Consider the following 15,874-nt stretch of genomic DNA (forward strand, 5'->3'; position numbering starts at 1 on the left):
TCTTGTTGTTTAGTGTTCGCATTACTCGTTATGTACTATCTTTATTTTAAGTTGCACAATAGTGTCTGAGGTCTATGATGAATTACCCTCACAGCCTGTAAAGACAGTACAGCCGCTGATGACATTGCCATCATGAACCATACCACAATATTGTTTTTTTTAACCGTGAAAAATAATTACGTTATTTTCACCTAAAAATTTGCCACACACGCAGAATTTTCATTTGTAAAGGATCAATCATTAATGGAAAAATCGCAAAAACGCTTGGATCTTCCCAAACTTATTTTCGGCCTATTATCCATCGTTTTAATGATAGCAGCCTGCTTTTGGGTACTTAATCCATTTATTCTTGGCTTTGTATGGGCTGGAATGATGGTCATTGCTACTTGGCCACTATTATTAAGACTAGAAGCTCGCTTATGGCACAAGCGCTGGCTAGCGGCATTAGTGATGGTTCTTCTTATATTACTGCTATTCGTTATCCCATTAGGTATTCTAATCGGCAGTATTATTGAAAATAGCACCCCACTCATTGATTTAGCCAAATCACCGTCAAGCCTAACATTACCTGATTTAGAATGGCTAAATACCATCCCAATGGTCGGTGAGAAAATTTACTATGCGTGGCATAGTTTAGTCGCTAGTGGTGGTAATGCTTTACTGGCTAAAATTCAACCCTACTTTGGCCAAGCTGCGGGGTGGTTTGCCACGCAGGCCATTAGCGCAGGAAGATTTATTTTTCACTTGATGCTAATGTTGCTATTTAGTGGCTTGCTCTACCTTAAAGGCGAATCTGTCATGGTTGGCATACGTCACTTTGCTGTTCGTCTCGCAGGGATCCGTGGGGATGCTGCCGTCGTATTAGCAGCACAATCTATTCGAGCTGTTGCCCTTGGTGTCGTCGTGACTGCACTAATTCAAGCCATAGTCGGTGGAATTGGCCTCGCCCTGTCAGGTATCGGTTATGCGGCAATTTTGACTGTCTTATTGTTTATTTGCTGTGTGGCACAGTTGGGGCCTCTACTCATCATGGTGCCATCTGTCATTTGGCTGTTTTGGACGGGTGATACAACCTGGGGAATTATTCTTGCGATATGGGCCGCTGTTGTTGCTACCATGGATGGTGTTCTACGCCCATGGTTAATTAAAATGGGCGCAGACTTACCAATGGTTCTGATCCTTATTGGTGTTATTGGTGGGATCCTATCATTTGGTATGATTGGTTTGTTTATTGGTCCAGTTGTATTAGCAGTTTCATATAGCTTACTAAAAGCTTGGATGAACGAAGTCGCGGTTCCAAATGAAGACTTAACAGAAACTGAAAAGTTTCTAGAAGAAGAGTTTTTGATTAAAAAGTAGCATACCACTAATTAGTTGCAGGCATGTTCAAGCAATACATGCCTGCTAACTTAATAAATCCCGTTTCATTAATATTTAGAAACAATATTTAACATTCTAACGTTAGTATTTAGGCTAATTTATGTTAACATAAATCTATTGAATTAATTCTCTTTAAGTAACAATGATTAATATTAATATTGAGAGTGTTCTTAATGATTGTATAATATGAATAGTTTAACATTTGCTTATTCAATCATATAGATCTACAAAGCTATGCCATCCCCTTTTAGGCGTGGTTTTATTAACTGAATTGCTGTGTGTAGTCTTTGCCTGTCAGCCCATGATAGGCTTTTTTTTTATCTTAATTTAATATGAATACTATTCATGTCCCAATCAGAATATCAGCTTATAATTATTGATTAACATCAATTTCTGACATTATTATCAGTAATCTTACTCCTTTAGCGTTATATTATTAATTAATCTTCGTTACACTTATTTAGGATATGCTATCCTTTTAAAACTTAATACTCACAATGAGAGTAATTATATTTTATTTACGCTTAGCTTATACCTAAAAAGTATTATGCAGACAGTTATCCAGAACTGTTTAATATTAATCTACTTATAATAGTATTTATCAATTTCTATAATAGGCAGTTTTAATCAAGTAAATGCAAAGGCTGAATGTAATTCACATTCAGCCTGATAATTAATAAACGAGATAACTATTGATTTTCAGCTATTGTTAGCCATGTTTGTACGACAGTATCAGGGTTTAAAGATAAGCTATCAATACCTTCATCGACCAGCCATTGGGCGAAATCTTGATGGTCGGATGGCCCTTGACCACAAATACCTACATACTTATTTTGGCGTTTTGCAGCTTGTATTGCCATGGATAACATCGCTTTAACTGCATCGTTTCGTTCATCGAATAATTCAGAAACAACACCTGAATCCCTATCAAGGCCTAATGTTAACTGAGTCATATCATTCGAACCGATAGAGAACCCGTCAAAATGTTCGAGGAATTGGTCAGCCAGTAAAGCATTTGATGGTATTTCACACATCATAATGACTTTTAGGCCGTTTTCACCACGTTTTAAATCATGTTTCGCCAGTTCTGCTATCACTGACTCCGCTTGTGCAACTGTCCGCACAAATGGGATCATGACTTCAACATTCGTTAGGCCCATAGTATTACGAACACGTTTAACCGCTTCACACTCTAATGCAAAACAGGCGCGGAAGCTGTCAGACACATAACGACCAGCACCACGGAAACCTAGCATTGGGTTCTCTTCTTCAGGCTCATAAATATCCCCACCAACTAAGTTGGCATATTCATTTGACTTGAAGTCAGATAGACGAACAATAACGCGTTTTGGCCAAAAAGCCGCGGCTAGAGTCGAAATTCCTTCGGTTAATTTGCCAATATAGAACTCAATTGGGTCATCATAACCTGCCATCATTTGGCGAATTTCTGCTTGTAGCTCAGGAGATTGCTTATCAAACTCCAGCAGCGCTCTTGGGTGAACACCAATCATACGATTGATGATAAACTCAAGTCTCGCTAAACCCACGCCTTCATTAGGTAAGCAAGCAAAATCAAATGCACGGTCAGGGTTGCCGACGTTCATCATGATTTTGACATCTAGATTTGGCATATCACTCACTTCAGAGCTGTGAATTTCAAACGCCAGTTTACCTTCATACACAAAGCCCGTATCACCTTCTGAACAAGAAACGGTCACCTCTTGGCCTTCGTGCAAACGGTCAGTTGCATCACCACATCCTACAACAGCTGGAATACCTAATTCGCGAGCAATAATTGCGGCATGGCAGGTACGTCCACCACGATTTGTGACAATCGCAGCGGCTTTTTTCATGATAGGTTCCCAATCAGGGTCAGTCATATCGGTAACAAGTACATCACCGGCCTGAATTCTATCCATCTCACTCAAGTTATGAATGACTTTAACAACCCCAGAGCCAATACGATGACCAATTGCACGTCCTTCAACTAAAACTTGTCCTTGTTGTTTTAATTGATAACGCTCCATCACTTGTTGATTAGAGCGAACGGTTTCTGGCCTTGCTTGGACAATATACAAACGCCCATTATGACCATCTTTTGCCCACTCAATATCCATTGGGCGACCGTAGTGCTTTTCAATCTGTATAGCTTGGCGTGCAAGCTCTTCCACTTCGAGATCAGTTAAAGAGAAACGATTGCGTAGCGCTTCTGGCACATCTTCGATTTGTACTTGTTTACCGTGCTCTTTACTGTTGGCATACACCATTTGTAATTTTTTAGAGCCCAGTGTACGACGCACAATCGCGGGACGGTTATTGGTTAGTGTTGGCTTATGAACATAAAATTCATCTGGGTTCACAGCGCCTTGCACCACCATCTCACCTAAACCATACGCAGAGGTGATAAATACGACTTGGTCGAAACCCGATTCAGTATCAATCGTAAACATAACACCCGATGAGGCTAAATCTGAACGTACCATACGTTGAACGCCCGCGGACAACGCTACACCGCGGTGGTCATAACCTTGGTGAACACGATATGAAATCGCACGGTCATTAAACAGTGAAGCAAAAACGTGTTTGATCGCAACTAATACTGCGTCTATCCCTTGAACGTTAAGGAATGTTTCCTGTTGCCCTGCAAACGAAGCGTCAGGCATATCCTCAGCGGTTGCCGATGAACGGACAGCAAATGAGGCTTCCGCTTCACCTTCTGACAATTGCGCGAATGCATCACGAATATCTTGTTCCAACTCCTTCGTCAGTGGGGTATCAATCACCCATTGACGGATCTGAGCACCTGCTACAGCCAGTTGGTTCACATCATCAATATCCGTTTCATCTAGCAGGTTATAAATGCGCTGATTTACACCGCTCTGCTCCAGAAAATCATTAAACGCCTGTGCGGTTGTCGCGAAACCGTTAGGTACGGATACTCCCAGATCAGATAAGTTAGTGATCATTTCACCGAGAGAAGCATTTTTGCCTCCTACACGGTCAACATCATTCATCCCTAATTGGTTATACCAAAGTACATTACACGGAGTGAGGCCATTTGTGGACATTGAAAGCGATCCTTTTATAGCAATTTAGTGACAGAGTACAAATCGTAAAAAATCTCGTTGGCGAAAATTCGCCTCGTGAAATAGACTAGCACAGACGATAAGAGAAGATGGACTGGTGAATCGTTCCATCACTGAAGAAAACTTTTTTGTTCTAAAAATCGTTCAAAAAATGGCTATAGTTCCCCCTATAAACTAATTTTTAAACTTTAAACAAAGATAATATCTCCCAATATCCAGTGATAAATACAATAAGAGACGAATAAAGATGACCGAATTAGGAACAATGAATAATATGGCAAGCCAAGTTCAACGCACTGTTTTTTTTATTTCTGATGGGACAGCAATCACCGCTGAAACTTTGGGGCACGCCGTACTTTCTCAATTTCCTCTGTCATTTATTTCTTATACTTTGCCGTTTGTGACAAGCGAAGCCCGCGCCCAGGAAATTAAACAAAAAATTGATATTATTTTCCAAGAAACCCAGTTGCGCCCTTTAGTGTTCTATTCGATTATCTCCCCTGAAGTAAAGCAAATCATCACCCAAAGTGCCGGATTTTGCCAAGATATCGTCCAAAGTTTAGTCGCCCCAATTCAAAAGGAAGTTGGCCTAGAACCCGAGCCAAAACTCAACCGAACTCATGGTTTGTCTATGCAGAATATGAATCAATATGATGCACGTATAGCTGCCATTGAATACACTCTAGCTCATGACGATGGGATTTCTTTACGTAATTTAGACCAAGCCCAAGTGATACTCATTGGTGTTTCACGTTGTGGTAAAACGCCAACAAGTCTCTATTTAGCGATGCAATTTGGTATCCAAGCCGCAAACTACCCATTCACGGCTGATGATATGGATAACTTACAGTTACCTGTAGCGTTGCGCCCATATACTCATAAGTTATTCGGTTTAACTATCAGCCCTGAACGGTTAGCGGCCATTCGTGAAGAGCGCCGTGAAAATAGCCGTTATGCATCCATCAGGCAATGTCGTATTGAGATAGCGGAAGTGGAAGCTTTATTTAGACAAAATAAAATCAATTACTTAAATACAACGAACTATTCTGTTGAAGAGATTTCTGCAAAAGTGATTGATACCATGGGCTTACAAAGACGAATATTTTAATCAATACTAATAAAAAAAATATTCATTCCTGCTAAGTTGGAGGTTGAAATTAAGCCACATTCGTTTATTGTGATCTTAATCACTTATAGGGCATATGCCTATTAAAGTTTTTTGAGAAAGAAAATGCACAAAACTGATGAATTACGTACTGCGAGAGTGGATAGCTTAATTACCCCACAAACTCTCGCTGATGAATTTCCTATTTCCCAAAAAGTTGCTGACAACGTGACAACGTCACGTAAACGAATTGAACAGATTCTATCTGGTGAAGACCCTCGTCTACTTGTCATTGTCGGCCCTTGTTCGATTCATGACATCGATGCCGCTATTGAATACGCGAAAAAATTAAATGTATTAAGAGAACGTCATCAAGACCGTTTAGAAATTGTCATGCGAACTTACTTTGAGAAACCGCGTACTGTCGTTGGCTGGAAGGGGTTAATTTCAGACCCTAACCTCGACAATTCTTGCCAAGTCAATACAGGCATCCGCTTAGCACGCAAGTTACTGATTGAAGTTAACCAATTAGGGCTAGCTACAGCAACCGAATTTCTTGATATGGTTACTGGACAATATATTGCAGACCTCATTAGTTGGGGAGCTATTGGAGCCCGTACAACAGAGAGCCAAATCCATCGTGAAATGGCATCCGCACTGTCTTGCCCTGTTGGTTTCAAAAATGGGACTGACGGTAATATAAATATTGCTATTGATGCGATAAGAGCGGCAAAAGCACAGCATATGTTTTTATCACCAGATAAAAACGGGCAAATGACGATTTACCAAACCAGTGGTAACCCGCATGGGCATATAATTATGCGTGGCGGTAAACAGCCTAATTACACTGCCGGTGACTTAGCCGCAGCTTGCGACAAACTACGTAAATTTGAATTACCAGAGCATTTAGTGGTCGATTTCAGCCATGGTAATTGTCAAAAAATTCATCGTCGCCAACTCGAAGTTGCACGAGATATTGCGGAGCAAATAAAAGATGGCTCGACCGCTATCAGTGGAGTGATGGCAGAAAGCTTCTTAGTTGAAGGCACACAAAAAGTGGTTTCTGACCAACCGTTAGTTTATGGCCAATCTATTACCGACCCATGTCTTGGTTGGGAAGATACCGAACAACTTATTGAAATTCTTGCTCAAGCTGTTGAGTCACGCTTCAAATAAGCTTAATAACGCCAATCTATTTCTTACAATAAGCCTTTTAGTGAAGTAAAAACTAAAGGGCTTTTATATTTTATAATAAATATAATTTTCATTTAAATATAACCAAAACGATATAATAATTTAATCATTCAAACAAAAACAGCATTTTAATCTAAAAAATTCTTGACCCACCTCTCACTAACGATAATAATTCTCACTACGAACTAATTTATCCGTCAGGTAACCCGTAGCCTAGCCCTTGCTATTCGCTGCAACATTACAGAGCCAACTAGTTCAAATAAACAAATACGCTGTACAAATACTCATTGCATGCCACCCAGATAACTTATCCAGGCAGCCAGCAAATTCTGAAACCAAAGGAAAGGATTTCCTATGCTGTTTAAATCGATGCCTGCATCACTCCATCAAAATCATAGAATATCACTCTCAGCTCTTACTGCTACTGTCGTAATGACCGGGTTTAGCCACACAGTCTTGGCTGAAAATTCATCGACTCCAAAAGCAATGTCAAAAACGGATACCCGCGACATTATTCACGTTTCAACCTCGCCTCTTAGTTTAGAGAATATCGCTGTAGCAGAACAAGTCGATGTAATTGATGCAAAAGCACCTGAATATCAATCTGCAACATCCGCCTTAGATTTACTAAAAGGCCAAGCTGGGATATTTGTTTCTGGTTCCAATAGCACTTATGGCCAGGGCATTCAAATGCGAGGTTATGATTCACGAGGTGTTAAAGTCACTGTTGATAATATCACCCAAGACTTTTATTCCGGCTTATATGAAGCCATATTTATTGACCCCACCTTAATAAAAAAAGTCTACGTCCATAAAGGCGCATCATCTGTACATCATGGCGGCGGTGCATTAGCTGGAGTTGTCTCATTCAAAACAATAAATGCAGCTGACATATTAAAACCAGGGCAAAAACTCGGTGGCCAGGTATTCAGCGGTATTAACCGTAATGACCACGGTTACTATGCAGGTGCAACGCTGTTGGGCAGAACTGAAGCAACGGATACCCTATTCAGCTATAGTCAACGTAAAAAGTACCTACTCGGCTCACCCGAATTTGAAGAAGTTGATAATACTGAACAGCTAAGCAACTGGATGCTCAAAAGTAGTTGGCTTGCCCACCCTTCATATAACTTGACGTTACAATTAAAAGAATACCGCAACAACAGTTTAGGGGTAAAACAACCCGCTAAACCTTCAGAAAAAAATAGATATCCAAATACACCGCATGAAAGACAAAGCCATCAGCGAGATATTGCCATTAGCCAATTTTTTACACCCAAAAATGAGATAAATTGGCAAGCTCAGTGGGATGTTTATTATACAGATTTATATTTAGATCAAACTGATACAATTAAGGTCAAGAGCAAACCAAAAGAGTATGGTTCTGAAGCGCGAAATCAATATACCTATGGGACTAAATTTACTAATAGCTTCACGTTACCTATGTATAACTGGGTAAATCATCATATTCAAAGTGGTTTCGAATATTATCAGCAAAAGCAAACGTCGAATCAGTATGCAATAAGTTATCCACCGGCAGAACTCGACAACATGTCAGGCTGGTTGGTCAATGACATGACATTGCATCAATTACCGTTAACTTTATCAATTGGAACACGCTTTACACAATACCGTGCATCGAGGGATAATTTCCCTGAAAGTAAACATACCAACTTGTCATCCCGTATGGCTGTTAGTATTACTCCAACCCATTGGCTCAATCTTTTTTCATCATACGCTGAAGCATACCGTACCCCACGTATGTCCGAGCTTTATAACAATTCAAACCATTTCACTATACCCTTTTTTGGTACTTCCTCGAACTTTCGCCCATCGCCTGATTTACTTCCAGAAACGAATAAAACCCTCGAAACAGGCGTAAAATTCAGTTTTGATGGGGTACTTATTGATAATAGCGACCTTCAATTTGGTTCAACCTACTTTAAGACCAAATCTAAAAACCATATTGCCCTTGAAGGCCTCTATACGCCAAGGTATGGCCAATGGTTCCCCGATGAACTTTATTATATCAATATCCCCAGCGCATCCATTTATGGCATCGATAGCTTTATAAGCTACAGAACACCGTGGTTTGAATTAAATATCAATCACAATAAAACCACAGGTAGAGAAGACGGCTCTCATTATTCTCTTTCGTCTATACGCCCTGAAACACTAACGACTCGATTCAATGTACCGGTTGCTAGTACTGGCTTTACTCTAGGTTGGATAGGGGAATTCTCTGCAAGAACGCAACTTCAAGGTAATGATAAATATAAAAAGTGGCATCACAAATCAGGCCAAGGTTTAGATCGTTATCATAAAGAAGTCATTCAGCATGCTGGCTATAGCATTCATGATTTCTATGTGAATTACCAAGCAGATCAGTTCATTAAAGGATTAAGTTCAACTCTCACAATGAAAAATGCATTTGATAAGCCGTATGTTTCTTCTATGGGAGTTCCTCAAGAAGGCCGAAACTTTTATATCAACATGAATTACAACTGGTAGTTAAGTAGTAAAAAAACATGTTATCAACTGATTTTATTAATTTTATCAACAGTATAAAAATAAATCAGTTGATAACGCTTCACTGTGTCTTGTCATTTCATTAAGGAAAAAAGGAAAAATTTGTGAATTCAAACCTCTATCATGATTACCTACAAGCTAAAAAAACGTACACTCATAAGCACTCCCAAGAAATAGCGGCCTTACTTGGCGTATCTGAAGCCCAGTTAATTCATTGTCGTGTCGGTAAAGATAATGTTCAACGATTGGTCAGCAAACCCGTTGATATCTTGCAAGGTTTAACCACGATAGGGAAAGCTATAGGGATCACTCGCAATCAGTATGCTGTTAGTATTCAAACGGGCGCATATAATAACCCGAAATTTAGCAGCCATGGTGGGCTATTTCTAAACCCTAAAGCATTAGACTTACGTATGTTCTTTGCGCAGTGGAGTTCAATTTTTGCACTCACTGAAGAAACGCCAGAGGGAACTCGCCACAGTATTCAATTTTTCGATAAATATGGTGATTCTTTACACAAAGTCTTTTCTATCGACAACACGGATATGGCTGCTTGGCAAGCCATAATAGAACGCTACAACACATCAGAAAATCCGCCTATCGAACCTAAAACAATTCCGCCATTTTCAGAACAGAAAATCAGCGAAGAACTCGCCTCTCAATTAGAACAACAATGGCGTGAGATGACAAATGTTCATCAGTTTTTTGGCATATTAAAGAAACACAATTTAAGTCGTCAGCAAGTTTTTCGTGTAGTTAGCAAAGAATTAGCATGGCAAGTACCTTCAACGGCCTTATCTGATCTGCTTTCCCTTGCATACCAAGCACAAAATGAAGTGATGCTCTTTGTAGGAAACCGTGGATGCGTGCAAATATTTACAGGAAAAATAAATGAACTATCATCACTCTCTGTTGAAAGCTCTCAAACTGATTGGTTAAATATTTCAAGTACAAACTTTAAACTTCATCTCATTGAAAGCGGTATTTCTGAGTGCTGGGTCACACGTAAGCCAACTAAAGATGGCTTTGTCACAAGCCTTGAGGTCTTTGATACCCAAGGTAACCAAATTATTCAAATGTATGGCCAGCGAATAGAAGGCACACCAGAACAAATAGAATGGAGCAAACAAATTCTTTCTATATCACGTATTTGATAAAAGAATAATAAAAAGATAAACGGGCTTCTAATGGTAATTTTCTGGATCCTTTCCTATCAGAGATAATGGATTAAGCTAGAGATGAAATTTGCCATAGAACCCTTTACCTGATTTATTCATAGCAACAATATAAACCGCTTTTGTGGTATAGAAATAACATCATTGTCTACTACTCACATATACTCTAAATAATTCGAGTTGCAGCTAGGCGACAAGTGAAGAGAGACCGATGAGCATACATGAGTATGTGATCCGGCGAGCTGAGCGCGGTCAACAACGCTGCAACTTGAAATATGACGAGTATAGTACATCATACTTACCGTATTCTATTGATTATTACTCCCCGAAATACAATTATGGTCTTCTCCCACCAAAACAATTACCTCGGAATTTCCTGTTTATTGTTATAGAAAAATGATTATAAATGAAACAATAATTTTTCAATTATTTACTTGGTTAATAATTTCGAATGGCTTAATCAATTTTCTTGAACGTAATAAGACGTCTGTCTTGTCATCACCTAAACAAAACACCAAAATAATATAATCACTTGAATTAAAACAACTTTAAACATACAATGATGAATGTTTAAAATGTTAATTTTTTCAACATCTATTGTACTGATAGTTATTCTCATTAAAAAACCGCACGTTTAGCCTATCGATATATCGGAAAAACAGGAAGAATAGACCCTAATTTCGTGAGTTATTATTAGTTATTAATGAACAATAGCCTACTTGAGTAGGAGGTAAATATGTCAGAAAGTGTAGTCAACGATATTGTTAAATGGCTTGAAAGCCAGTTGCAGCGCAATGAAGGCATCAAAATCGACACAATTGCCGATAAAAGCGGTTATTCAAAATGGCATTTACAGCGTGTTTTCAAAGAAATGAAAGGTTGCACGCTTGGCGAATACGTCCGTAAACGTCGTTTATTAGAAGCGGCCAAATCATTACGTGAAGGCAACTTACCTATTCTTGATATCGCATTGCAATATGGCTTCAGTTCACAGGCAACATTTACCCGTATCTTTAAAAAGCACTTTGATACAACGCCTGCAAAATTTCGCCAATCGGGTGAATTACCTGAATGCAAAAACTTTATGACTTGTAGCTGTCATAACTGATTATTTTAGAACGTCCCTTCCTATTAGTTATTTGCAATTTTGTAGTCTATGTCTGAGCCGATTATATCGGCTCAAGGTTGTTGACAAAGCGAGATAAAAGTGTGATTTTTCCCGCTTTGTGTTATCAGTCGAAAATCAACAAATTGATTTTCCTCTTTTATTTTCAATAACCTATTAGACTGCCGCTAAACATAAATGTTTGTCGCCAGTCTGAGCCGATTATATCGGCTCTTTTTTTAACTTAACTCATGGACTAGCCAGTTTTCCAAATCAGCTAACTGCTCCTGCAATTGTGGCCATTTAACGGCCATCTCTTTGCTCAAAGAGCGTATCGTTTCTGTTTGATAGGCTTTACCCGATAATTGCTCACTTAACCACTCCAAAGGGGATGGGTCTAAGCTATCTGTAAAAAACTGGCAGCGATTTATCACACCTTTTTCGATATCAAAATGAAACTCAATTCCTCCCCAAGGAAAACGGGTATCAGAATAGTGAGAGAAAGCGGGTGCTTGTCCAAAATTCCACTCCCAACTACTTTGTTTAGCGAAGGTTTCTGCAAAATTTGGCAAGTCAGGTAATTTTTCAGGGGAGATATACTCTGCTTCGACCGTTTCACCGAAGTAATTAAAAAAACTCTTAATTATTCCTTCGCAAACAATTTCATGAGAGATATGGGGGACAAGCTCAGATAAATTAGCCACTCGAGAACGTACAGATGTGATCCCTTTTGCCTGTAATTTTTTAGGATCCGGATTCAGGTAATTTGCTAAGCGACCTAAATCTGCGTTAATCAGTAAGGTTCCATGGTGAAAACCTCTATCTTTCGTTTCTCGGTATGCAGAACCCGAAATTTTTCGTGGGCCACTTTCAGTATCTAAGACTAAATCATTACGACCTGATATTTCTGCGTTAATACCGACAAGTGCTAGCCCATCAACAATAATTTGTGTAGAAACCGTTTTGTCATACTCCGGCTTTCCTGCCATAAACGTAAAACACGTGTTACCTAAATCATGAAAAACAGCGCCACCACCACTGCTACGCCGGGCTAAACGGACATTATCTTCTTCCATTCTTCGAGTATTACACTCTTTCCACGGATTCTGCGCACGCCCTATAACTACCGTGTCAGCATTTCGCCAGAGAAACATAACACGTTGGTCAGTTGGCATTTGTCGGAAAATAGTTTCTTCAACCGCAAGGTTAAACCAAGGGTCGTAGGATCCAGAGATGAGTAAACGTACTGTTGACATTAAGCTATCCTTAAAACAAAACTTGCTCTTAAGATAACATAATCACTGAATAAAATAGTGAATTTAGATGCGCCTTGCCTGCCAAAACACTTTTCGCCAATAAACGTTATCCATTGATGAGCGGATCACCCCTTTACTCGTTGACGCATGAATGAATGTATTATCGGTATCGTAAATACCCACATGTAGCCCATTCTCTCCTGAGCCCGTCCTAAAGAAGACTAAATCCCCTGGCATCAAATCAGATTTATCAATACGTGTGCCTAATTGAGTTTGATCCACCGTTGTGCGAGGTAGTTGAATGGCGAAGCGATCATTAAATGTGCGATAGACAAAGCCGGAACAATCGACACCGTTTTGATTCATTCCACCATAATGATAAGGCGTGCCATACCACTGCTCTAGCTGGTCTTTTAATTGTGCTATCGTCATGATTGGATCTGATAACTGTGTTTTTAACGGTGGTGGTGGCGTTCTTTTAACAGGCGTTGATGAACAACCAATTAAAACTAAACACAGTAATAGTGGTAGGTGTTGTATTTTAATAACCATAAAGCACCTTATTTATCTATCTCATTACGATAACTTGCTTATATTATAGTGCGTGATGACGATAATATAAGCAACTAAGAAATTATTCTGTTCTATCACTTGATGATTTATTGGGCCGGCTAATTAGCCATACCCCTAATAAAATAAAGCCAATACCAGTGGCCTTTAACCCTGTAGCGGGTTCATTAAACCAAGGTAAGAAAACTGCTAATAAATAAACAAAAACATAGCTTAGGCTAATAAGCGGGTAAGCTTTATTCAATGCTATGTATTTTAATGCTAATAGCCAACATAACATCGATAACGCATAACAAACTAACCCTAAAAAAATAATTCCTAAACTAGCAATATTAGCGAGTAACCAATCAAATTGTAGCCAATGCCAGCCAAGTGTGAATGAGGGTAGTTCAACTACCCCTGCTTTTAAGCTCAGTTGAGCGACTGTGACTAATAACGCACTGCCAATCACCCATAAATACCCCTTATTCATACGCTGATACTCATTAGCAAAATACCAAACATAATGGCCACAACCCCCAACCAGTGGTTAAGCCCTGTTTGCTCTTTATACACAAACTGGCCAATTAGTGTAATTAATACAAAATTAATACTTAGCATTGGATAAGCAATACTCAACGGCATGGTTTCCAATAATTTCAGCCAAAACAACATGCCAAGTCCTAGCATGAAAACTGCCAGCACCAGCCACCGAAGGGCTGATGCTGTTTTATTGGTTTTATTACTCTGCCAATTGACGACAGCTTGCTTTTGAGCCACTTGCCCAACACAGGTCAAAACGCTAACCAGCAATAACAGCAATAGTTGTGCAATCATTGTTGATGGTATACCACAATCGCCATACGTGAATTTTTAATGACTTCATCTGGTTTAGGAATGTCCGGTAACCCTTCTTTACGGCCTAATAAAAAGACAACGGTTACCTGCCCTTCTTTGCGTGCTTTTTCTAACCACTGTGCAAATTGATCTGGTTTAATTAAGCGATGTTGGCTATCTGGGTATTCCAAACCATACCTTAGCTCTCCACTGCTATTGTATAAATAGATATTGGAATTTTGCGTTTCCCACGCAAGGCCTGCTGCGACCCCAACATTACTCGCCATCAAATATTTGCTATTCATCAGTAGATCATGATTTTGATGAATAAAGTTTTGAGGCAGTTTAGAATCAATGGTGTTGTTCGGTAGAGCACTACCAATACACAAGCTTACAGCTAAAGAACATGATGCTGCCCATAGCCAATACTTTGCATTTAATACTGTACATAGGTAACCAATAATCGCCCAGATAGAAAATGCCACAACCCCCAATACCATTTTTGACCATTCATCAGGTTCGTACAGTGGCTTTTTGATCACCGTGCTCACGACAATTACCGCTATAACAGCTGCAATTCCTAATACAACATTAATGATCCCATTGGCTTTCAATGCGTTCATTTTACCATTACGAACGCAGTCAACCCCATACTTCGCCATAAGCAATGCCAGTGGTGCCATAAACGGCAACATATACGTGGGTAATTTACCACGGGAAATACTGAAAAAGATGACTGGGACAACAAACCAGCACAGCAAGAAAAACATATCAGGGCTAGATTTCCGTTCTTTCCAGCCTTTCATGATCGCACCCGGTAGCAAGCCTGCCCATGGGATCGCACCAAGAATAATAATTGGAATATAATACCAAAACGGTGCTATATGCTGAGCGTCATCTGCCGTGAAACGCTTAATGTGCTCAATCCAAAAGAAATAATGCCAATAATCAGGCTCTTGTTTTGCAACTGCTAAGGCCCATGGCAAGCTGATAATAACCGCAGAAATGATTGCGAGAGGCCCATACTTAAGTAACTCAAGGAACCGCTTTTGGTAGATTGTGATAGGAAGCATGACAATCACTGGAATAGCGAGGGCTAAGAAGCCTTTAGTCATAAATGCCATGCCACACGCCAGCCCAAGACAAAGCCATGCTGCTAATTTAGATTTGACTTCCCTCGACTTCATTGCCCATAAGCAACAAAACATACTTGCTGCTATCCATAAGGACAACATTGGGTCGAGCACACTGTAGGTCCCGATGGAGAACACTAAGAACATCGAGATATAAATGAGGCTTGCAACATAAGCAACGTGGTTATTACGCCACATCATTTTTGCCATACGATAGACAAGTAATGCACTAAGAAGAATACAAAAAACCGAACCAAAACGAACAGCAAAGTTAGTTTCACCAAAGATCATTTGGCTAATATTGTTTATCCAGTAACCTGCTACTGGCTTTTCAAAATAACGCACATCCAGCATGTAAGGAACAACCCAATCTCCACGCTGTAACATTTCACGGCTAATTTCTGCATATCGTGTTTCATCTGGTTGCCAAAGTAAACGGCTATCTAACGGCAACAAATAGGTTAAGATAAAAAAAAGAGCCAGCAGAGAGGCTCCTACTTTGCTCGCTCGGTTATTCAACATAGG

General features: G+C 39.6%; 12 protein-coding genes. 6 read left to right on the forward strand and 6 right to left on the reverse strand.

Going from position 1 to position 15,874, the window contains the following annotated elements; all coding sequences use genetic code 11:
• Positions 1-243 precede the first annotated feature (243 nt).
• Positions 244-1,359, forward strand: coding sequence for an AI-2E family transporter YdiK (gene ydiK, locus PR809_RS00195; RefSeq protein ID WP_166265289.1), 1,116 nt, complete (start codon positions 244-246; stop codon positions 1,357-1,359).
• A gap of 710 nt (positions 1,360-2,069) precedes the next feature.
• Here the strand turns inward: ydiK and ppsA are convergent.
• Positions 2,070-4,448, reverse strand: a complete 2,379-nt coding sequence (gene ppsA / locus PR809_RS00200; RefSeq protein WP_102140648.1) for a phosphoenolpyruvate synthase — start codon at positions 4,446-4,448, stop codon at positions 2,070-2,072.
• Positions 4,449-4,713: 265 nt separating this feature from the next.
• Between ppsA and ppsR the strand changes: the two genes are divergently transcribed.
• From ppsR to PR809_RS00225, 5 genes are all read left to right on the forward strand, one after another.
• Positions 4,714-5,574: a posphoenolpyruvate synthetase regulatory kinase/phosphorylase PpsR gene (gene ppsR / locus PR809_RS00205; RefSeq protein WP_272524421.1), complete on the forward strand. Its 861-nt coding sequence runs from the start codon at positions 4,714-4,716 to the stop codon at positions 5,572-5,574.
• 123 nt (positions 5,575-5,697) lie between these two features.
• Complete coding sequence (locus PR809_RS00210) at positions 5,698-6,747, forward strand: 3-deoxy-7-phosphoheptulonate synthase (protein ID WP_102140646.1); 1,050 nt, start codon at positions 5,698-5,700, stop codon at positions 6,745-6,747.
• Between the two features lie 372 nt (positions 6,748-7,119).
• On the forward strand, positions 7,120-9,276 hold the full coding sequence (locus PR809_RS00215; protein ID WP_206275854.1) for a TonB-dependent receptor domain-containing protein: 2,157 nt from the start codon (positions 7,120-7,122) through the stop codon (positions 9,274-9,276).
• A 122-nt stretch (positions 9,277-9,398) separates the two neighbouring features.
• On the forward strand, positions 9,399-10,448 hold the full coding sequence (locus PR809_RS00220) for a hemin-degrading factor (protein WP_206275855.1): 1,050 nt from the start codon (positions 9,399-9,401) through the stop codon (positions 10,446-10,448).
• A gap of 757 nt (positions 10,449-11,205) precedes the next feature.
• Positions 11,206-11,577, forward strand: coding sequence for a helix-turn-helix domain-containing protein (locus tag PR809_RS00225; RefSeq protein WP_004910390.1), 372 nt, complete (start codon positions 11,206-11,208; stop codon positions 11,575-11,577).
• 236 nt (positions 11,578-11,813) lie between these two features.
• Here PR809_RS00225 and PR809_RS00230 read toward each other — a convergent pair whose 3' ends face one another.
• The 5 genes from PR809_RS00230 to arnT all read right to left on the reverse strand — a co-directional run bounded on the left by PR809_RS00230 (position 11,814) and on the right by arnT (position 15,871).
• The gene (locus PR809_RS00230; protein WP_102140643.1) at positions 11,814-12,830 is read right to left on the reverse strand and encodes a lipoate--protein ligase; all 1,017 of its coding nucleotides are present in this window, start codon (positions 12,828-12,830) and stop codon (positions 11,814-11,816) included.
• 63 nt (positions 12,831-12,893) lie between these two features.
• Positions 12,894-13,382, reverse strand: a complete 489-nt coding sequence (locus tag PR809_RS00235; RefSeq protein WP_102140642.1) for a C40 family peptidase — start codon at positions 13,380-13,382, stop codon at positions 12,894-12,896.
• A gap of 82 nt (positions 13,383-13,464) precedes the next feature.
• Complete coding sequence (gene arnF / locus PR809_RS00240; RefSeq protein ID WP_102140641.1) at positions 13,465-13,872, reverse strand: 4-amino-4-deoxy-L-arabinose-phosphoundecaprenol flippase subunit ArnF; 408 nt, start codon at positions 13,870-13,872, stop codon at positions 13,465-13,467.
• On the reverse strand, positions 13,869-14,216 hold the full coding sequence (gene arnE, locus PR809_RS00245) for a 4-amino-4-deoxy-L-arabinose-phosphoundecaprenol flippase subunit ArnE (protein WP_102140640.1): 348 nt from the start codon (positions 14,214-14,216) through the stop codon (positions 13,869-13,871). Before arnE ends, arnF begins: the two co-directional genes overlap by 4 nt.
• Positions 14,213-15,871 (reverse strand): lipid IV(A) 4-amino-4-deoxy-L-arabinosyltransferase, encoded by a 1,659-nt coding sequence (gene arnT, locus PR809_RS00250; protein WP_206275856.1) that lies wholly within the window; start codon positions 15,869-15,871, stop codon positions 14,213-14,215. Before arnT ends, arnE begins: the two co-directional genes overlap by 4 nt.
• Between the last annotated feature and the right edge of the window lie 3 nt (positions 15,872-15,874).

Source organism: Providencia sp. PROV201 (genome assembly GCF_028479545.1).
Lineage (GTDB): Bacteria > Pseudomonadota > Gammaproteobacteria > Enterobacterales > Enterobacteriaceae > Providencia > Providencia huaxiensis.

Excerpts from the sequence above, each read along its gene's own strand:
- ydiK (WP_166265289.1), top strand. The coding sequence starts at position 244 with ATGGAAAAATCGCAAAAACGCTTGGATCTTCCCAAACTTATTTTCGGC.
- ppsA (WP_102140648.1), bottom strand. The coding sequence starts at position 4,448 with ATGTCCACAAATGGCCTCACTCCGTGTAATGTACTTTGGTATAACCAA.
- ppsR (WP_272524421.1), top strand. The coding sequence starts at position 4,714 with ATGACCGAATTAGGAACAATGAATAATATGGCAAGCCAAGTTCAACGC.
- PR809_RS00210 (WP_102140646.1), top strand. The coding sequence starts at position 5,698 with ATGCACAAAACTGATGAATTACGTACTGCGAGAGTGGATAGCTTAATT.
- PR809_RS00215 (WP_206275854.1), top strand. The coding sequence starts at position 7,120 with ATGCTGTTTAAATCGATGCCTGCATCACTCCATCAAAATCATAGAATA.
- PR809_RS00225 (WP_004910390.1), top strand. The coding sequence starts at position 11,206 with ATGTCAGAAAGTGTAGTCAACGATATTGTTAAATGGCTTGAAAGCCAG.
- PR809_RS00230 (WP_102140643.1), bottom strand. The coding sequence starts at position 12,830 with ATGTCAACAGTACGTTTACTCATCTCTGGATCCTACGACCCTTGGTTT.
- PR809_RS00235 (WP_102140642.1), bottom strand. The coding sequence starts at position 13,382 with ATGGTTATTAAAATACAACACCTACCACTATTACTGTGTTTAGTTTTA.
- arnF (WP_102140641.1), bottom strand. The coding sequence starts at position 13,872 with ATGAATAAGGGGTATTTATGGGTGATTGGCAGTGCGTTATTAGTCACA.
- arnE (WP_102140640.1), bottom strand. The coding sequence starts at position 14,216 with ATGATTGCACAACTATTGCTGTTATTGCTGGTTAGCGTTTTGACCTGT.
- arnT (WP_206275856.1), bottom strand. The coding sequence starts at position 15,871 with ATGTTGAATAACCGAGCGAGCAAAGTAGGAGCCTCTCTGCTGGCTCTT.